17 protein-coding genes are annotated in these 19,360 nt (G+C 66.6%); 12 read left to right on the top strand and 5 right to left on the bottom strand.

Features of this window, described 5'->3' with window-relative positions; translation table 11 throughout:
• Positions 1–28: 28 nt before the first annotated feature.
• Together edd and eda are read left to right on the top strand one after the other, a co-directional pair.
• A complete protein-coding gene (edd, locus tag HNS34_RS17000; protein ID WP_172321294.1) occupies positions 29–1,834 on the top strand; it encodes a phosphogluconate dehydratase in 1,806 nt (601 codons plus the stop codon).
• Positions 1,835–1,909: 75 nt separating this feature from the next.
• Positions 1,910–2,551 (top strand): bifunctional 4-hydroxy-2-oxoglutarate aldolase/2-dehydro-3-deoxy-phosphogluconate aldolase, encoded by a 642-nt coding sequence (gene eda, locus HNS34_RS16995; RefSeq protein ID WP_172321293.1) that lies wholly within the window; start codon positions 1,910–1,912, stop codon positions 2,549–2,551.
• 87 nt (positions 2,552–2,638) lie between these two features.
• On the opposite strand, the gene HNS34_RS16990 is transcribed toward eda, so the two are convergent.
• The 4 genes from HNS34_RS16990 to HNS34_RS16975 all read right to left on the bottom strand — a co-directional run bounded on the left by HNS34_RS16990 (position 2,639) and on the right by HNS34_RS16975 (position 7,315).
• Entirely contained in the window at positions 2,639–4,018 is a 1,380-nt protein-coding gene (locus tag HNS34_RS16990) for a pyridoxal phosphate-dependent decarboxylase family protein (RefSeq protein WP_172321292.1), read from the bottom strand.
• A gap of 174 nt (positions 4,019–4,192) precedes the next feature.
• Positions 4,193–5,002 carry an isocitrate lyase/PEP mutase family protein gene (locus HNS34_RS16985; RefSeq protein ID WP_172321291.1) on the bottom strand — a complete coding sequence of 270 codons (810 nt, stop codon included), beginning with the start codon at positions 5,000–5,002 and terminating at the stop codon, positions 4,193–4,195.
• Positions 4,999–6,054: a bifunctional transcriptional activator/DNA repair enzyme AdaA gene (locus HNS34_RS16980; protein ID WP_172321290.1), complete on the bottom strand. Its 1,056-nt coding sequence runs from the start codon at positions 6,052–6,054 to the stop codon at positions 4,999–5,001. Before HNS34_RS16980 ends, HNS34_RS16985 begins: the two co-directional genes overlap by 4 nt.
• Before the next feature lie 76 nt (positions 6,055–6,130).
• Entirely contained in the window at positions 6,131–7,315 is a 1,185-nt protein-coding gene (locus HNS34_RS16975) for a pyridoxal phosphate-dependent aminotransferase (RefSeq protein ID WP_172321289.1), read from the bottom strand.
• Between the two features lie 298 nt (positions 7,316–7,613).
• On the opposite strand from HNS34_RS16975, the gene cysS reads away from it, so the two are divergent.
• From cysS to HNS34_RS16955, 4 genes are all read left to right on the top strand, one after another.
• Positions 7,614–9,161 carry a cysteine--tRNA ligase gene (gene cysS / locus HNS34_RS16970; RefSeq protein WP_172321288.1) on the top strand — a complete coding sequence of 516 codons (1,548 nt, stop codon included), beginning with the start codon at positions 7,614–7,616 and terminating at the stop codon, positions 9,159–9,161.
• Positions 9,162–9,279: 118 nt separating this feature from the next.
• Positions 9,280–10,899, top strand: coding sequence for a citramalate synthase (gene cimA, locus HNS34_RS16965; RefSeq protein ID WP_172321287.1), 1,620 nt, complete (start codon positions 9,280–9,282; stop codon positions 10,897–10,899).
• Entirely contained in the window at positions 10,896–11,636 is a 741-nt protein-coding gene (locus HNS34_RS16960) for a class I SAM-dependent methyltransferase (RefSeq protein ID WP_172321286.1), read from the top strand. The genes cimA and HNS34_RS16960 overlap by 4 nt, the downstream gene beginning before the upstream one ends.
• Complete coding sequence (locus HNS34_RS16955) at positions 11,633–12,403, top strand: squalene/phytoene synthase family protein (protein ID WP_172321285.1); 771 nt, start codon at positions 11,633–11,635, stop codon at positions 12,401–12,403. The genes HNS34_RS16960 and HNS34_RS16955 overlap by 4 nt, the downstream gene beginning before the upstream one ends.
• 81 nt (positions 12,404–12,484) lie before the next feature.
• On the opposite strand, the gene HNS34_RS16950 is transcribed toward HNS34_RS16955, so the two are convergent.
• Positions 12,485–13,708 carry an MFS transporter gene (locus HNS34_RS16950; protein WP_172321329.1) on the bottom strand — a complete coding sequence of 408 codons (1,224 nt, stop codon included), beginning with the start codon at positions 13,706–13,708 and terminating at the stop codon, positions 12,485–12,487.
• Positions 13,709–13,884: 176 nt separating this feature from the next.
• On the opposite strand from HNS34_RS16950, the gene HNS34_RS16945 reads away from it, so the two are divergent.
• From HNS34_RS16945 to pgl, 6 genes are all read left to right on the top strand, one after another.
• The gene (locus HNS34_RS16945) at positions 13,885–14,514 is read left to right on the top strand and encodes a DNA-3-methyladenine glycosylase family protein (protein WP_172321284.1); all 630 of its coding nucleotides are present in this window, start codon (positions 13,885–13,887) and stop codon (positions 14,512–14,514) included.
• Positions 14,511–15,185, top strand: a complete 675-nt coding sequence (locus HNS34_RS16940; protein ID WP_172321283.1) for an alpha/beta hydrolase — start codon at positions 14,511–14,513, stop codon at positions 15,183–15,185. The genes HNS34_RS16945 and HNS34_RS16940 overlap by 4 nt, the downstream gene beginning before the upstream one ends.
• A 221-nt stretch (positions 15,186–15,406) precedes the next feature.
• A complete protein-coding gene (locus tag HNS34_RS16935; RefSeq protein WP_172321282.1) occupies positions 15,407–16,003 on the top strand; it encodes an HNH endonuclease in 597 nt (198 codons plus the stop codon).
• Between the two features lie 68 nt (positions 16,004–16,071).
• Positions 16,072–17,028, top strand: a complete 957-nt coding sequence (speB, locus tag HNS34_RS16930) for an agmatinase (protein WP_172321281.1) — start codon at positions 16,072–16,074, stop codon at positions 17,026–17,028.
• Between the two features lie 185 nt (positions 17,029–17,213).
• Positions 17,214–18,668, top strand: coding sequence for a glucose-6-phosphate dehydrogenase (zwf, locus tag HNS34_RS16925; protein ID WP_172321280.1), 1,455 nt, complete (start codon positions 17,214–17,216; stop codon positions 18,666–18,668).
• A complete protein-coding gene (gene pgl, locus HNS34_RS16920) occupies positions 18,668–19,342 on the top strand; it encodes a 6-phosphogluconolactonase (protein WP_172321279.1) in 675 nt (224 codons plus the stop codon). The genes zwf and pgl overlap by 1 nt, the downstream gene beginning before the upstream one ends.
• Positions 19,343–19,360 lie beyond the last annotated feature (18 nt).

Here is a 19,360-nt window from a genome sequence, read left to right as displayed (position 1 = left end):
AGGCCAAGCAGAGCAAAGGACCGATCCCATGCCCCTCGACCCCGCGATAGATGCCGTCACCGCCCGTATCATCGAGCGTTCCGCCGAGACGCGGAGCCTCTATCTCGACCGGATGCGCAAGGCCGTGTCGGACGGGCCCACCCGCGCCCATCTGAGCTGTGGCAACCAGGCCCATGCCTATGCCGGGGCGGGGCAGGACCAATCCGGCCTCGCCACCACCCGCGCGCCCAATATCGGCATCATCACCGCCTATAATGACATGCTCAGCGCGCATCAGCCGTTCGAGGGTTTCCCGGCACAGATCAAGCAGGCCGCCCGCACCCGTGGCGGCACCGCGCAGGTCGCGGGCGGGGTTCCGGCCATGTGCGACGGGGTCACGCAAGGCCAGCCGGGGATGGAGCTCAGCCTTTTCTCCCGCGATGTCATCGCGCTGGCCGCTGGCGTGGGCCTCAGCCATAACTGTTTCGACGCCGCGATGTATCTGGGGGTCTGCGACAAGATCGTGCCGGGGCTGATCATCGCCGCCGCCACCTTCGGCCATATCCCGGCGGTCTTCGTGCCTGCCGGTCCGATGACCTCCGGCCTGCCGAATGACGAGAAATCGAAGGTCCGGCAGAAATTCGCCACCGGCGAGATCGGGCGCGAGGAACTGATGAAGGCCGAGATGGCCTCCTATCACGGCCCCGGCACCTGCACCTTCTACGGCACCGCCAATACCAACCAGATGCTGATGGAATTCATGGGGTTGCACCTGCCGGGCGCCTCCTTCGTCAACCCGAACACGCCGCTGCGCGATGCGCTGACCGTGGCCGCGACCGAACGCGCGCTGGAGATCACCGCGCTTGGCAACGATTTCCGCCCCGCGGGCGAGGTGCTGGACGAAAAGGCCTTCGTGAACGGCATCGTCGGGCTGATGGCAACGGGGGGCTCGACCAACCTGGTGCTGCACCTGCCCGCCATGGCGCGCGCGGCGGGTGTGCTGCTGGAGCCTGCCGATTTCGCCGACATCTCCGCCGCCGTGCCGCTGATGGCGCGGGTCTATCCCAATGGGCTCGCCGATGTGAACCATTTCCACGCCGCGGGCGGGCTTGGCTACATGATCGGCGAGTTGCTGGATGCAGGGCTCCTGCATGACGACACCGTCACCATCGCGGGCGACGGGTTGTCGCGCTACCGGCAGGAGCCCAGGCTTGAGGGCAGCCGGGTCGTCTGGACCGATGGCGCGGGCAAATCGCTCAACGACAAGATCCTGCGCCCCGCCACCGATCCTTTCGCCAGGACGGGCGGGCTGGCCGAACTGACCGGCAATCTCGGCACCGGCATCATGAAGGTCTCGGCCGTCGATCCCGAGCGCCACGTGATCGAGGCCCCGGCCGCCGTGTTCGAGGACCAGGCCGCCGTGAAGGAGGCGTTCCGCGCGGGCCAGCTCGACCATGATGTCGTGGTCGTGGTCCGCTACCAGGGACCGAAGGCCAACGGCATGCCCGAATTGCACAGCCTGACCCCGGTCCTGGCCGTCTTGCAGGATCGCGGCCACAAGGTCGCGCTGGTCACCGATGGCCGCATGTCGGGCGCGTCGGGCAAGGTGCCGTCCGCGATCCATGTCGCCCCCGAAGCGCTCGATGGCGGGCTGATCGCCAAGCTGCACGATGGCGACATGATCCGCGTCGATGCGCGTAAGGGCCGACTGGAGGTGCTGACAGACGGCGTTGCCGACCGTACCGTCACCCCCCCCGATCTCACCGCCAACACCCACGGCATCGGGCGCGAGATGTTCGACCTCTTCCGCCAGGCGGCGGGCCCCGCCACATCGGGGGCCTGCTGTCTCACCTAAGTCTTCTTTGTTCCGGAAAATATCCCCCCCGGAGGGCCTCCCTCCACCCGCGACACGCTCGAAGGACACGCAATAATGACCCCTCAGACCGCCTCCGCCGAGGCCCGCCGCATCGCGGCCCTCGCCCCGATCATCCCCGTCCTCGTGGTCGAGGATGCCGCCCATGCCCGCAAGCTGGCCGAGGCGCTTGTCGCGGGCGGTCTGCCCGCGCTGGAGGTCACGCTGCGCACGCCTGCCGCCCTCGACGTGATCCGCGAAATGGCGCAGGTCCCCGGCGGTGTCGTCGGGGCAGGCACGCTGCTCACCCCCGAGGATGTCCACGCCGCGAAGGCCGCCGGGGCCAGCTTCGGCGTCTCGCCCGGTGCGACCGACCGGCTGCTCGATGCCTGCGAGGCCGCCGACCTCCCGCTCCTGCCCGGTGTCGCGACCGCCTCCGAGGCGATGGCGCTCTTGGAACGCGGCTATGACATGCTGAAATTCTTCCCCGCCGAGGCGTCGGGCGGCGCGCCCGCGCTGAAAGCCATCGGCGCGCCCATTCCGCAGATCGCCTTTTGCCCCACCGGCGGCGTGTCTCTGGCCAATGCCACCGCCTATCTCAGCCTGCCCAACGTGGTCTGCGCGGGCGGCTCCTGGGTCGCCCCAGCGGATGCCGTGCGATCGGGCGACTGGTCCCGCATCGAGACCCTCGCCCGCGAAGCCGCCGCCCTGCCACGCTGATCCGCCCTCTTTGTTCCGGAAATATCCCAGGGGGTGCGGGGGACAGCGTCCCCCGCCGGTCGGATTGCGCAGCAATTCGACACCCCCTCAGCCAAGCGCCTCGCGCAACACGGTCTCGACCATCATCACATCGTCCCTCGTGCAGTCGAAACTACCCGCCGTCATGCGGATGACGAACCGCCCCGCGTGGCGCGTCTGCGTCAGGTAGACCCGCCCATCCGCGTTCACCGCCCGGATCAGTCGCTCCGTCGCCGCGTCGCCATTGACATGGGCAAAGGTGAACAGCGCCAGCCGGGGCTCGGTCATCACCTCCAGCCCCTCGATCGCCGCCACCCGTTCGCACAGCTCCGCCACCCAGGTGACATGGTTGCGCAGCCGCGCCCGCAACCCCTCCAACCCGTAGGCGCGCAGCACGAACCACAGTTTCAGCGCCCGGAACCGGCGGCCAAGCGGCACCGTCCATTCGTTGAAATCGGTGACCTCGCCCTCCAGCGTCTCAAGGTAGTCGGGCCGCAGCCCGAGCGTCTTCACCTGGGGGGCGGGATCGGCCAGGAACTGCACCGAGCAATCGAACTGCACGCCGAGCCATTTATGCGGGTTGAAGACGATGGAATCGCAGCCCTCGGCGCCTGCCCAGAGCGGGCGGAACTCGGGGCAGATCATCGCCGAGCCTGCCCAGGCCGCATCGACATGGGTGTAGAGCCCCTCGGCCCGCGCCACCTGTAACCCGGCGGCGATATCGTCGAACGCGCCCACGGACGTGCCGCCCGCACAAAAGACCACGCCCGCCGGAAGATGCCCCGCGGCGCGGTCGGCGCGGATCGCTTGCTGCAACGCACCCGCCTCCATCGACAGGGTGGCATCCGTCGCCACCTTCACCAGGTTCTCCTGCCCGATGCCCGCCAGCCGCACCGCCTTGTCGATGGAGCTGTGGGTCTGATCCGACGCGTAAATCCGCACGCGCCCCGCGCCCGACAACCCGTGCGTCAGCCCCGCCCAGTCCAGCGCCCTCTCGCGCATCGTGAGGACCGCGCAAAGCGTTGCGGTGGTGGCGCTGTCATGGATCGTGCCGCGCATGTCGGCCAGGCCAAGGGCGGCGGCCAGCCAGCCCACCATCCTCTCCTCGATCTCGTTGGCGGCGGGCGCGGTCTGCCACAGCATGCCCTGCGCGGCGATCGCATTGGCCAGTTGCTCCGCCAGCATCGAGGCGGGCGAGGCGTTGGACGGGAAATAGGCGAAGAAACGCGGATGCTGCCAATGGGTCATGTTATCGGGCACCAGGCGTTCGAAATCGGCCCAGATCGCCTCCATCGGTTCCGGCTGTTCCGGCGCGGTGGCGGGCAGGGCGTCGCGGATGCTGCCCGGTGTCACATGCCCGCGCACGGGCCGGTCGCGCAGCCCCTTGTGGTAGTCCCGCGCCCAGTTCGCCGCGCGCGCCGACCATTTCGGCAACTCGTCATGATCCATGTCGCATGTCTCCCGCTTCAGCTCTCCCGCTTCAGCATTTTGCGTATTGTCCGATTCAGACTGCGTCGAACGGCGCGTTCGACCGTAGGGGAGAGGCAGCGCCTTTCGATTCAATTCAAACGCAAAGTGCTTTGTCGCGGGCAGTCAATGCACATGTTAACTAAAATCGCAAGCTCAGTCGCGGCGCAGCAGCGCATCGGTCTGCTCGCCCGAGAGGCCCTGCGCCAGGGGTGAGAAATCGCCCAGGTCGAACATCGCCTTGCCCGCGTCATGGATCACCCGGTGCGTCGCCCGCGCCAGCGCGCCGCCAAGCGAGATGCGCGCGACACCCAACCCCGCGAACTCGGCCCGGCTGACCCGCGCGAACGGCCCCGCCGCCAGCGCGTTCACCGGCACCGACACCGCGTCGCAGATCGCGCGCAGCCCCTCCAGGCTGCCCGGCATCGGCACATAGACGCAGCCCGCACCGGCGGCCTCATAGGCCCGCACCCGCGCGATGGCCTCCTCAAGGTCGTATTGCCCAAGCAACACCCCGTCGGCCCGCGCGCAAAGCACGAAATCCTCCGGCGCGGCATCGGCGGCGGCGCGGATGCGCTCGACGGCCAGGTCGGCGGCATAGGGCGCGGACCCCGGCAGTTGAATATCCTCGATGCAGATCCCCGCCAGCCCGATCTCGGCGGCGAGGCGCACGGTCTCGGCGCAGGTCTCGGGGTCGTCGCCGAACCCGTTCTCGAAATCGCCCTGCACCGGAACCTTGACCGCCGCCATAAGATCCTGGGCATGGGCCAGCGCCTCGTCGCGGGTCAGCGTGCCGCCATCGGGCCGCCCCAGCGTAAACGCATGCGCCGCCGAGGATGTCGCAATCGCCCTCGCGCCAAGGGCCTCCAGCATCCGGGCCGAGCCCGCATCCCAGGCATTGGCCAGGATGAACGGCTCGCCGGGGCGGTGCATCTCGCGGAAAATCGCGCCTTTGGTCTCGGTCATGTCACGCAGTCCCTTGCATAATGTCTCTCCAACGCGATCAGGCGCTCCTTGCGCCAGAGCCCGCCACCATAGCCGGTCAGCCCGCCATCCGCGCCGATCACGCGGTGGCACGGGATCACGATCGCGATCCGGTTGGCCCCGTTGGCGCGCGCAACGGCCCGTGTGGCCGAGGGGCGACCGATTTCGCGCGCCAGGTCGCAATAGCTGCGGGTGCGCCCCGGTTCGATCCGGCGCAACGCCCCCCAGACAAGGGCCTGGAACGGCGTGCCGCCGGGGGCCAGCGGGATGTCGAACTCCGCTCGCTCGCCCGCGAAATACCGTGCCAGCGCGTTCGCCACCGCGTGCGTCGGTTCCGGGCGGCCAATACCGATATCGCCCTTGGCATCATGCGCCAGCCGCTTCAACTCGGCAGGCAGCGCCTTGCGGTCGGCAAATTCCAGCAGGTAGAGCGCGCGCGCGTCGCTGACCGCCACCATCGGCCCGAGGTCGCTGTCGATCCAATCGGCCTGCAACCGCGCGCCCTGGCGCAGTTTTCCCGGCGCGACCCCCAGGAGCCGCGCAAAGCTGGCGCGGAAGGCCGAGGGGCTCTCGAACCCGGCCTGCAATTGCGCCTGGGTGACGCTGCCGGTCTCGGACAATGTCGTGAACCCCTCGCGCAATCGCCGCAGCCGCGCCATTTCGAGGAAACTCATCCCGAAGGCGCGTTTGAAGGCGCGGCGCACGGTCGAGGGGTCATGACCCGCGCGGATCAGATCGCCTTCGCGCCAGCGTCGGACCGGATCGGCCTCGAGCGCGGCCAACAGATCGGCGACAAGGGGTTCGGCGGCCTGCATCGGATGACACCGCTTGCAGGGCCGGAACCCGGCCTCCAGGCAGTCGGCCACGCTCGCGTGAAAGACGCAGTTCCTGCGCAGCGGTTTGCGGGCGGGGCAGGTGAGGCGGCAGAAGATCCCGGTCGAGGTCACGCCGACATAGGCGCGCCCGTCAAAGCCGGGATCGCGCGCCACCAGCGCATCATAGAGCGTGTCGGAATCGGGCAGGTCGAACATCATGACCCGACCCTAGCGCGGCTTTGCGGATCGTGACGCCGAAAAACGGGCGTGGATGTCGAAAAAGCGGACAAACCTGTCAGGAATTTCGTTCCGCCAGACGTCCCGCCAGCGCCAGAAGGCGGGCCACAGCATCCTCAAGTCTGGCGTCATCCGTGGTCAGCGCCAGCCGGATATGCCCCGCCGCGGCGTGGCCGAAGCTTTCCCCCGGCATCACCGCGATGGCCTCGTGATCCAGCAATTCGCGCCCGAACGCCTCGCCCGAAAGCCCCGTCGCGCGGATGTCCAGCATGGTGTACATCGCGCCCTGCGCCGGGATTGCGCGCACCACGTTCTGCCCCTCGACCAGCCGCAGCACGATGGCCCGTCTGCGACGGAAGGGGGCGGCGATTTCCTCTTCAAGATCAACGCCTAACGAGAGGGCGTGCAACCCCGCCTCCTGCACGAAACCGGGCACGCCATAGGTTGTGGCATTGGCCAGAAAGGTCAGGTTCTGGATCACCTCGGGCGGCCCCACGACCCATCCCAGGCGCGAGCCGGTCATCGCGTGGCTTTTTGACATCGAGCCCACGACCAACGTGCGCTTGGCCATGTCGGGCAGGGCGCGGGGGGAGATATGTTCCCCTTCCCAGACCTGCGTGTCATAGACCTCGTCCGAGATCAGCCAGAGGTCGTGATCCTGCGTGACCCGTGCGATTCCCTCAAGCGTTTCAATGCCATAGACTGCCCCGGTCGGGTTGTTGGGCGTGTTGACCAGCAGCGATTTCGCGCCCTCGGCCTTTTCCGCAATCGCCTCCGCCCGCGGCTGGAACCCATGCCGGGACCGCGCCTCGACCGCCACCGGCACCGCGCCGACCGCGCGCAACGTGCCGGGATAGGTGGCGTAATAGGGGTCGATATAGAGCGCCCGGTCGCCCGGATCGCAGGTCGCGTTATGCGCCGCGAAGAGCCCCGCCTGCCCCCCTGGCGTGATCTGGACATGGTCGGGGGTGGTGGCAACGCCGGTGCGTTCGCTCAGGCGTTTCGCGACCGCTTCGCGCAGCTTGGGCAGACCGGGGACGGGCGAATAGCCGGTCACGCCGCGCATCGCCGAGGCGTGCATCGCCTCCAGAATACGCGCGTCGGTGCCGATATCATGCTCGCCCTGCGTCAGTTCGATGATCTCCGCGCCCTGCGCGATGCGCGCCCGCGCGAGGTTGAAGAGGCCCCAGCCATCATCCTTGGCATCGCCGTTCAGCGTCGATATCCGATGTGATTGCCGCATGTTTCGCCCCCTTACGCCAAAGTCCGGGGCAAGGGCGCATCCCGCGCCGGATTTGTCAATCTCGCGGGGCCGGCCTGGCCTGAAATTTCCCGGTCAGATTGCCCCGGATGGTGCGGGTCATGTTGGAAATGCTTGGCAGATCATGGAGATCACGCTACCATCCGCCGATGACCCGCACCAAGACCATTCCCTGCTGCATTACCGGCTGACATCTGTCCGCGCGGGTCCGTTTCCTTACTTCCATCCGAGGTTCTAAGTTGCTACCCCCGCCGGGCATCCCGCGCGCGAGGACACGCCTATGACCGAGATCACGCTTTACAATACGAAAACCCGCCAGAAGGAGCGGTTCGAGCCGCTCGATAAGAAGAACGTGCGCATGTATGTCTGCGGGCCGACCGTCTATGACCGTGCCCATCTGGGCAATGCGCGGCCCGTGGTGGTGTTCGATGTGCTCTACCGGCTGCTGCGCCATGTCTATGGGGCCGAACACGTCACCTATGTGCGCAATTTCACCGATGTGGATGACAAGATCAACGCGACGGCCCTGGCGCGGAAAGAGGCGGGGGCCAAGGGCTCGATCGAGGATCTGGTGCATGAACGCTCCGACGAAACGATCGACTGGTACCTGGCCGATATGGGCGCGCTCGGGGCCTTGGAACCCGACCAGATGCCGCGCGCGACCGAGTTCATCGCGCCCATGGTGGCGATGATCGAAGACCTTGTGGCGAAGGGCCACGCTTACGCCGCCGAGGGCCATGTGCTCTTTTCCGTCGACAGCTGGCGGGAAGGCTATGGCAAGCTCTCGGGCCGCTCGGTCGATGACATGATCGCGGGCGCACGGGTCGAGGTGGCGCCCTACAAGAAGAACCCGATGGATTTCGTGCTGTGGAAACCGTCGAGCAATGACCTGCCGGGGTGGGACTCGCCTTGGGGACGGGGGCGTCCCGGCTGGCATATCGAGTGCTCGGCGATGAGCCACGAGTTGCTCGGGGACAGTTTCGACATCCATGGCGGCGGGCTGGACCTGCAATTCCCGCATCATGAGAACGAGATCGCGCAGAGTAAGTGCGCGCATCCCGAGGGGGAGTTTGCCCGTTACTGGATGCATAACGAGATGCTGCAAGTTGAAGGCAAGAAGATGTCGAAATCGCTCGGCAACTTTTTCACGGTGCGGGATTTGCTGGATGGTCAAGATGGCGCACCGAAGGTGCCAGCAGAAGTGATCCGTTTCGTGTTCCTGCAGACGCATTATCGCAAACCAATGGATTGGACGGAGGCGAAAGCGGAAAAAGCCGCGCAAACACTCTTCAAATGGCGTACGCTTACGGAGAATGTGGTTCCGGCAAATACCGCGAATGAGTCTGTTCTCGCGGCTTTGGGCGATGATCTGAACACACCATTGGCAATATCTGCTCTCAGGAAATTGGAGTCTCAGCCAAGAGCGCTCTTGTTTAATGCACGCCTTGTTGGGTTGCTGCAGGAAGGAATGGGGGGATGGTATTCGCGGCGCAAGCTACACTATTCAGCGAACGACAAACTAACAGAACTGCTGAAACGTCGACGGATCGCTAAGGAAGAACGTGACTATCAACTTGCTGATTATATTAGAGATAGTTTGAAAGCGAAGGGGGTCACGATCAAAGACCTGCCTGACGGAAAAGTGCAACCTAGCACGTCAATTGATGATGTTCACGACTATATGAGCTCTCTCTCTCCGGCGATGAGAAACGAGATATTTGGCGACTTGATTGGCAATAATGGAGAGCTTGATTTTGGAGCAGCGGCTGATCGCTACCTCGGGGTAATTGCCTCAGAAATCCTCCGAAACCTGGAGACCCTGAAATGAGCACCCCCATCACATGCCCCGCCCGGCCACAAGCCGGGCAGCCCCCGACCGCCCCCATGGGCGGGGGCTTCACCCCCACCCGCTGCCGGGGGCTGCCCTTTGTCCATGAGGTCACCCGATGACCAAAACCCGCCTCACCCTCTACGACACCACCCTGCGCGACGGTCAGCAGACCCAGGGCGTGCAGTTCTCGACTCAAGAGAAGACCCAGATCGCCGAGATGCTGGATACGCTCGGCCTCGACTATATCGAAGGCGGCTGGCCCGGTGCGAACCCCACCGACAGCGCGTTTTTCGACGCGGCACCGCAGACCCGCGCGCGCATGACCGCCTTCGGCATGACCAAGCGGGCCGGGCGCAGCGCGGAGAACGACGAGGTTCTGGCCGCCGTCCTCAATGCCGGGACCAAATCCGTCTGCCTCGTCGGCAAGACGCATGTTTTCCATGTCGAAACCGCGCTTGGCATCACGCTCAAGGAAAACCTCGACAACATCGCCAGGTCCGTCGCGCATCTGGTGGCCCAGGGCCGCGAGGCGCTGTTCGATGCGGAACACTTCTTCGATGGCTACAAGGCCGATCCCGCCTATGCGCTGTCCTGCCTGCACGCGGCGCATGATGCGGGGGCGCGCTGGATCGTGCTGTGCGACACCAATGGCGGCACGCTGCCCGCCGAGATCGCCGAGATCACCCGTGCGGTCATCGCGGATGACATTCCCGGTGCGCATCTGGGCATCCATACCCATAACGACACCGAAACCGCCGTCGCGGGCAGTCTTGCGGCGGTGGAGGCGGGCGCGCGCCAGATCCAGGGCACGCTGAACGGGCTTGGGGAACGCTGCGGCAATGCCAACCTGACCGCGCTGATCCCGACGCTTCTTCTGAAAGAACCCTATGCCAGCCGCTATGAAACCGGCATCACGCTGGACGCGCTGAAAACCCTCACGCGGGCCAGCCGCACGCTGGACGACATCCTCAACCGGGTGCCGATGCGGCAGGCGGCCTATGTGGGGGCCTCGGCCTTTGCCCATAAGGCGGGGCTGCATGCCAGCGCGATCCTGAAAGACCCCTCGACCTATGAACATGTCGATCCCGACCTGACCGGCAATGCCCGCATCATCCCGATGTCGAACCAGGCCGGCCAATCCAACCTCCGCCGCCGCCTGGCCGAGGCGGGGATCGAGGTCGCGCCCGGCGATCCGGCGCTTGCCGCGATCCTGGACGAGATCAAGGACCGCGAGGACCAGGGCTATTCCTATGACACCGCGCAGGCCAGTTTCGAGCTGCTCGCCCGCCGCGCGCTCGAGGCGTTACCGCAGTTCTTCGAGGTCAAGCGCTACAAGGTCACGGTCGAACGCCGCAAGAACAAGCGCAACCAGATGGTCAGCCTGTCCGAGGCCGTGGTGGTGGTGAAGATCGGGGACCGGAAAATGCTCTCGGTCAGCGAGTCGATGGATGAGACGGGGTCGGATCGCGGGCCGGTCAATGCGCTCTCCAAGGCGCTGGCCAAGGATCTGGGGCCTTACCAGCAGTTCATCGACGACATCCACCTGGTCGATTTCAAGGTCCGCATCACCCAAGGCGGCACCGAGGCCGTCACCCGGGTCGTCATCGACAGCGAGGACTCGACCGGGCGGCGCTGGTCCACCGTGGGCGTCAGCCCCAATATCGTGGATGCGAGTTTCGAGGCGCTGCTGGATGCGATCACCTGGAAGCTGGTGCATGAGGGGGCCAAGCCATGATCCGGTCGCCCTTCTTCACCCTGCATCGCGACCTGCCGCGCGAAGGCCCCGGCGAACGCGGCGATGTCGCCTGGGCCGCCGAGATGGCGGGGCTCGCCCCTGACGCGCGGATCTGCGAGGCGGCCTGCGGGCCGGGGGCCGATATTCCCGCGCTCCTCTTCGCGGCCCCGGAGGCGAACCTCATCGGCTTCGACCTGCACCAGCCCTTTGTCGAGGATGCCGCCGCCCGGTTTGCGGGCGATCCGCGGGTCACGATCCGGCAGGGGCGGCTCATTGCCACCGAGGATGGCCTGCCCGATCCCGCCGCCCTCGGCCCCTTCGACCTGATCTGGTGCGCGGGTGCCGCCTATATCGAAGGCGTGACGGACTGCCTGACCGCCTGGCACACCGCACTGGCCCCCGGCGGCCACATCGCCTTTTCCGACGCGGTCTACCTGACCGGCAGCCCCTCTGCAGCGGTGCGCGACAATTGGGCCGACTACCCTGACATGACCGATGCAGACGGGATCGCGGAACGGGTTACGGCGGCGGCCTACAGGATCGTGGCCACCCGGCTGCTCTCGGACGCGGCATGGGAGGGCTATTACGGCCCCATCGAGCGCCGCATCGCCAGCCTGCGACCCGGTGCAGATGCCGCCCTGATGTCGGTTCTGGACGAGACCGAGGCCGAGGCCCGCATCTGGCGCGCGCATCGCGGCGAATTCGGCTACCTTCTATCCGTGGTCACCCCTGCATGACCCTGCAAGCCTGCGCAGACCTGGTCCGACGCGGCGACCCCGACAGGTTCCTGGCCACCATGGCCGCGCCGCCCCCCGCGCGCCGGATCCTCTTTCCGCTCTACGCCTTCAACCTCGAGGTTGCCCGCGCGCCCTGGATGGTCTCCGAGCCGATGATCGCCGAGATGCGCCTGCAATTCTGGCGCGACGTGGTCGAGGAGATGGGGCAGGGGGCGGCCCCGCGCGCGCATGAGGTCGCGGCCCCGCTCTCCGAGGCGCTGTCGGCCTCCGCCGCGCCGCAACTCGACGCGCTGATTGCCGCGCGGCGGTGGGATATCTACAAGGACGCCTTCGAGGATCAGGCCCATTTCGACGCCTATCTCGATGCGACCTCCGGCAACCTGGCCTGGGTCGCGGCGCAAGCGCTCGGGGCGGATGCCGCCGCTGAGGGCCCGATCCGCGCGATGGCCTTCGCCGCCGGGATCGCGGCCCTCCTGCGCGCGGTGCCGGAGCTTGAGGCGCGCAACCGTATCCCCTTGCTGGATGGCACACCCGATGGCGTGCGCGCGCTGGCCAGGCGCGGCCTGGAAAAATGGCACGAGGGCCGCGCCGCCCAATCGCGGATCGCCAGGCCCGCCCGCGCCGCCCTGCTCGCGCTCTGGCGCACCGGCCCCATCCTCCTTGCGGCGCAATCCGACCCCGCGCGTGTCGCCGGGGGCCGCCTGGAAGACAGCGAATTCGCCCGCCGCGCCCGCCTGCTCAAGGCGCAGCTCACGGGTCGGGTCTGACGCCCCGCCCTGCTTTCATTTTGCGGAAAATACCTCCGCCGGAGGCCGGATTTCGTTTAGAAATCCGTCCCCGCCCGCGCCTCATACCGCCTCTTTCGGGCGCAGCCAGAGCCAGATCAGCGCCCCACCCGCCAGCGCCAGGAACGGCACCATGGCCAAGTTCACCGCCGTCCAGCCCGCCGCCACCGACCCGCCCGAGCAGTTCATCAACCCGCCCGAGGCCAGCGAGGCCAGCGTCACGAAGCCAAAGACGATGGCGTCGTTCATGCCCTGCACCCGGCCACGCTCCTCGGGGGCATGGCTGGCCGTCAGCAGCGCGGTCGCCCCGATGAAGCCGAAATTCCAGCCCACGCCCAGAAGGATCAGGGCGCCAAAGAAATTCTCCAGCTCGACGCCCCACAGCGCCACCAGCCCCGCGCCGGCCAGGATGGTCAGGCCGATGGCCATGATCCGTTCAGCGCCGTAGCGCGCGATCAGGTGGCCGGTGAAGAAGGAGGGGACGTACATCGCCAGCACATGGGCCGAGACCACATCGGCGGCATTGTTCCGATCGAAGCCGCAGCCAACCACGGCCAGCGGCGTCGAGGTCATCACCAGGTTCATCAGCGCGTAGGAGACCATGCCCACGATGATCGCGGTCAGGATCTTCGGGTCGCGCAGAAGCGCGCGACGGCTGCGCCCCGTGGGATCGTCGGCAAGACGCGGCTTCGGTCGCGGCAGATCGAGAAACAGGAAGAGCAGCGCGCCACCTGCGTTCAGGATCACGATTGCAAAATAGACGCCGAGGAACGGAATCACGCTGACATCGCCCACCACCTTGACCAGTTGCGGGCCGATGAGGGCCGAGGCAAGGCCACCGGCCATGACGTAGGAAATCGCCTTGGGCCGAAAATCGTCCGAGGCCGCATCGGCGGCGGCAAAGCGGTAGAAGGCCTGCGCCGACATGTAGATGCCGGTGAAATAGCTGCCCAGAAGGAAGATCAGGAAGCTGTCGACGTAAAGCCCATAGGCCGAGACCGCACCGCCCAGGGCGCCGCCGCCTGCCCCGATGAAGAACCCGGTCCGGCGGCCAAAGCGCTGCATGACCGCCGAGATCCAGGGCGCCGTGGTCATCGAGCCGAAGACGATCAGCGAGATCGGCAGCGTCGCCAGGCACGGGTTCGGGGCCAGCATCTGCCCCGCCAGCCCGCCCACGGTGAACACCATCGGCATCTGCGCGCCCAGGATCGCCTGCACCGCGACCAGCACCGCCACGTTGCGGCGCGCGCGGGTGTCGTCGGGGGCAGGGGTGGCGATCTCGGTCATGGCAAGATCGCTAGCCGCGATCGGTGCGAAAGGGAAGCCTTCCGGCCCCGGTCCGGCTGTGCGCCCCTGCACAGTATCGCGGATCATCCCGTTGATTCTGAACAGTTCGGCATCGGCATTGGCAATCCGGCCCACCTGTGACAGCCTCCCCTTCCAGTGACGAAGCCGGAGTTCCCATGGTCGGACGCATCATCGAGACCGACGCCTGCGTGGCCGAGGGCGCGGCCTGGCTGGCGCGCGCCTGCCCGCGCATGGGGCACGCCTTGCAGCAGACCGGCCCGCTTCCCCTGCGCCGCCGCCCCGACGGCTTCGCCGAGCTTCTCTCCGCGATCATCAGCCAGCAGGTCTCGACCGCCTCGGCCCGCGCCATCTGGGCCCGGATGCAGGCGGCGGGGCTAACCGATCCCGACCGCATCCTGGCCGCCAGCGAGGACGGGCTGCGCGCCCCCGGCCTCAGCCGCCAGAAGGCCCGCTATGCAAGCGCGCTGGCCAGGGCGCGCATCGACTATACCGCCCTGCGCCGCGCCTCCGACGCCGAGGTCATCGCCACGCTAACCGCCGTTCCCGGCATCGGCCCCTGGACCGCAGAGATCTACGCCATGTTCTCGCTTGGCCGCGCCGATATATTCGCGCCGGGCGATCTCGCCCTGCAAGAGGCCGCGCGGCTGCTCTACGATCTGCCCGCGCGCCCGAGGGAGCGCGCGCTGCGCGACATGGCCGAAAGCTGGTCGCCCTGGCGATCGGTTGCCGCGCGCGCGCTTTGGGCCTACTACCGCGTGGCGAAACAGAGGGACGGCATCAGATGAGCAACACACTTGAATTTGGCCGCCGCGCGGCTGCATCGGGGCAGGGCGACAGCCTGGTGATCTTCCTGCACGGCTATGGCGCCGATAGCAACGACCTGCTCGGCCTCGCCGATCCGCTGGCGCAGCACCTGCCGAACACGGTTTTCGTCGCCCCGGATGCGCCGGAACGCTCGACCGTGAACCCGATGGGGTTCCAGTGGTTCCCGATCCCCTGGCTCGACGGCTCGCCCGAGGATCTGGCCGCCGCGGCCATGGCGCGCGCCGCGACCGAACTCGATGCCTTCCTCGACGCGATGCTGGAGGCGGAAGACCTGACCCCCGACCGCGTCGTTATCATCGGGTTCAGTCAGGGCACCATGATGGCGTTGCACGTGGCCCTGCGCCGCGACACGCCCTTCGCCGGCATCGTCGGCTTTTCGGGCCGGTTGATGGAACCGGAACTGCTCGCCGACGAGATCCGCGCCCGCCCGCCCGTCCTCTTGATCCATGGCGATGCCGATGACGTGGTGCCGCCGCAAAGCCTGCCCGAGGCCGCCGAGGCGCTGCAAGGCGCGGGCGTCGATGTCTATGCCCATGTCATGAAAGGCACCGGCCACGGCATCGCGCCCGATGGCCTGTCCGTGGCGCTGGCCTTCACTCGCCAATGCCTCGGCCTCGACCAGGACGCCTGAGCGCCCTTCTTTGTTCAGGAAAATATCCTCGGGGGGTGTGGGGGGCAGACAGCCCCCCACGGATCGGCGCCGCAGGCGTCGAAACCGATTGCGTCTTGTCCAAACCTAGCCTCTTGCCAGACTCGTTTCCCCATATATAGTCCATTTCAGGCATGGGCGCGTGGCACCCGCTCGGATGACCGGCCCTTTCGGGGGCGATTGAGCAGAGGCAAACCGCCAAGATGCAGATACCGACCGAGACGAGTTTCCGATCCGAGTTCACCCACAGCCCCGGCGGGCTCAAGCATCACCCGGCCCTGGTGCTCAATGCCGATTACCGGCCGCTCTCCTATTATCCGCTGTCACTCTGGCCCTGGCAGGAGGCGGTCAAGGCGGCCTGGCTCGACCGGGTCCAGATCATCGCCGAATATGACGAGGTGGCGCGTTCACCCTCGGTGCAGATCCGCATCCCGTCCGTTGTCGTGCTCAAGGATTACGTCAAACCGCAAAAGCGCGTCGCCTTTACCCGCTTCAACCTCTTCCTGCGCGATCACTTCTCCTGCCAGTATTGCGGGGCCAGGGGCGACCTGACCTTCGATCACGTGATCCCGCGCGCCTCGGGTGGAATCACATCGTGGGAAAACGTCGTCGCCGCCTGTTCGAAATGCAACCTGCGCAAGGGGTCGAAATCGCTGCGCCGCTCAGGGCTTTCCCTGCGCAAACCGCCGCGCCGGCCCCAGGCCGAGGAGCTGCGCAATTCAGGCCGCAAGTTCCCGCCCGGCTACCTGCATGAAAGCTGGCTCGATTTTCTCTACTGGGATGCCGAGCTGGAGGCATGACCCCCGGGGTGACGCGCGCACCGATCCGCGCTAGCTTCGCGTCGAACCGTCCAACCGAGGTGCCCCAGATGTCCGATCCGTTCTTCCATCCCGTCTCGGGCTTCGACCTGCCGCGCTTTGCCGGTGTGCCCTCCTTCATGCGCCTGCCGCAGGTGGGGCTGGATCATGCACGAATCGACGAGGTCGAGATCGGGCTGGTGGGCGTTCCTTGGGATGCGGGCACCACCAATCGCCCCGGTCCGCGTCATGGGCCGCGCCAGGTCCGCGACATGTCGACCATGATCCGGGCGCAGAACGACGCCACGGGCATCCGGCCTTTCGAAGCCGCCAATTGCGCCGATCTGGGCGATGTCGGCCCCAATCCCGCCGATCTCATGGACAGCATGGAGCGGATCACCGCCTTCTACACCATCCTGAAAACCAAGGGCATCCGGCCCCTGACGGCGGGCGGCGATCACCTGACCACGTTGCCGGTGCTGCGCGCGCTGGCCGCGGAGGGCCCGCTTGGCATGGTGCATTTCGACAGCCATACCGACCTCTTCCACTCCTATTTCAACGGCAAGATGTACACCCATGGCACCCCCTTCCGGCGCGCGGTGGAGGAAGGTTTGCTGGACCCCAGGCGCGTGGTCCAGATCGGCATTCGCGGCACCATGTATGATGCCGAGGACGTGGATTTCGCCAAATCCGTCGGCATCCGCCTCATTCCGATCCGCGAATATTTCGCGCGCGGCTACACGGACGTCATGGAAGAGGCGCGCGAGATCGTGGGCAGCGCGCCCACCTATGTCAGCTATGATATCGACTTCATAGACCCCGCCTTTGCCCCCGGCACCGGCACGCCCGAGGTGGGCGGCCCCAACAGTTTCGAGGCGCTGGAGGTGGTGCGCGCGCTGCAAGGGCTCGACATTGTCGGGGCCGACATGGTCGAGGTCTCGCCCCCCTTCGACCAATCCGGCGGCACCGCCTATCTGGGGGCCTCGGTCCTGTTCGAACTGCTCTGCGTCATGATAAACCGATCCTGAGCCATGCCCCGTTAACCTTAACGCGCCGCCGCCCTGCTTTCATTTTGCCGAAAATACCTCGGGGGACGGTGCCCGCAGGGCAACGGGGGGCAGCGCCCCCGATCCGGCTCGCATCTTGCTAATGCGACCGCATTTATGGTAGCGCTAACATCGACCCGCCACGCACCCTTGAAAGGATGGCACCCATGGTTTCTCGCGTCATTCCGGTCGATGATTTCGACCTGGTGATTTTCGGCGGCACCGGCGATCTGGCCCGGCGCAAGATCCTGCCCGGTCTCTACCGTCGTTACCTGGCCGAACAGATGCCCGAGGGCGCACGCATCATCGGGGCCGCGCGCTCGGATCAGGACAGCGCCGCCTGGCGCGCCTCCGTGCGCGATGCCATCATCGAGTTTGTCGATGACAGCAAGAAACACCCCGAGAAGATCGAGGCCTTCCTGCAATGCCTCGAATATGTGCCGGTCGATGCGACCGGCGAGGGCGGCTGGCACGATCTTGCCGACCTCATGCGCGAGGATGTCACCCAGGCCTTCTATTTCTCGGTCGCCCCCAGCCTCTTCGGCGCGCTCGCCGAACGCCTCAAATCCCATGACATCGCGCGGGAAGGGGCGCGGATCGTGGTCGAGAAACCTTTCGGTCGCGATCTGGAAACGGCGAAGGCGCTCAACGCCACGCTCGCCGCCCATTTCGACGAGACGCAGATCTACCGGATTGACCATTACCTGGGCAAGGAGACGGTGCAGAACCTGATGGCGGTGCGCTTCGCCAATGTCCTCTTCGAGCCGCTTTGGAACGCGCAATTCGTCGATCACGTGCAGATCACCGTGGCCGAGACCGTCGGAACGGCCGGGCGCGGGGCCTATTACGACCGCTCGGGTGCCATGCGGGACATGGTGCAGAACCACCTGATGCAGCTTTTGTGCCTGACCGCGATGGAGCCGCCCGCCCGGTTCGAACCCGATGCGGTGCGTGACGAGAAGCTCAAGGTCATCCGCGCCCTCGATCCGGTCGAGAAACCCGATATCGTGCGCGGGCAATACAAGGCGGCGAAAGAGACCGCCTCCTACCGCGAGGATGCCGAGAACCCCGACAGCCTGACCGAAAGCTTCATCGCGATGAAGGTGCGCGTGTCGAACTGGCGCTGGTCCGGCACGCCCTTCTACCTTCGCACCGGCAAGCGGATGAAGGCGCGCATGTCCGAGATCGTGATCCATTTCAAGGAACCGCCGCATAACATCTTCTCGGAAGGCAACCACGCGCGCAGCAACATCCTGACCATCCGCCTGCAACCCGATGAAGGCATCGACCTGCGCATGACGATCAAGGAACCGGGGCCGGGGGGGATGCGCCTGGTCGAGGTGCCGCTCGACATGACCTTTGCCGATGCGCTTGGACCGGAAGGGGCGGATGTGCCCGATGCCTATGAACGCCTCATCATGGATGTGATCCGGGGCAACCAGACCCTCTTCATGCGCGGCGACGAGGTCGAGGCGGCCTGGGCCTGGACCGATCCGATCATTGCGTCCTGGACCAAGGCCGAGGATACTCCGCTACAATACGAGCCCGGCACGGCGGGGCCCGAAGACGCCCTGATGCTGCTGCATCGCGACGGGCGCAGATGGAGGGAGATCGCGGAATAATGAACCTCAAGGAATATCCCGACAGCGAAATGATGATGCTGGATGTCGCCGACGCGCTGGCCTCCGAGATCAACAGCCATCTTCTGTCCGACGACGAACGGGTCAGCTTCTGCGTGCCCGGCGGCACCACGCCGGGGCCGATCTTCGACGTGCTCAGCGCGCAGTCGCTGGACTGGGACCGGGTCAGCGTCTTTCTCAGCGATGAACGCTGGCTGCCCGAGGATAATCCACGCTCCAACACAAGGCTGATCCGCGAACGGCTGCTGACCGACAAGGCCGCCGCCGCGCATCTGGTGCCGCTTTACGCGCCGGTCGAGACGCCCGAGGAGGCGATCGAGAGCCTCAGCGAAAGCCTGCGCCCGCATCTGCCGATCACGATCCTGCTGCTTGGCATGGGCGCGGATATGCACACCGCCTCGCTCTTTCCCGGTGCCGACCGGCTGGAGGATGCGCTCTCCGATTCGCGTGCTGTCCTGATGCCGATGCGCGCGCCGGGGGCGGAAGAACCCCGCGTGACCCTGACCGCGCCGGTGCTGTCGGCCGCCGTTTCCACCCATATCGTGATCACCGGCGACGCCAAGCGCGCGGCGCTGGAACGCGCCCAAAGCCTGCCCGTCAGCGAGGCCCCCGTGCGCGCCGTCCTGAACGGGGCCACGGTGCATTGGGCGCCCTGATCCACAGTTCCTGCCATC

This window comes from Alterinioella nitratireducens (assembly GCF_013155465.1).
GTDB lineage: Bacteria > Pseudomonadota > Alphaproteobacteria > Rhodobacterales > Rhodobacteraceae > Alterinioella > Alterinioella nitratireducens.
Note: the sequence above shows the minus strand (reverse complement) of the source record. Positions and strands in the feature narration are given on the sequence as shown.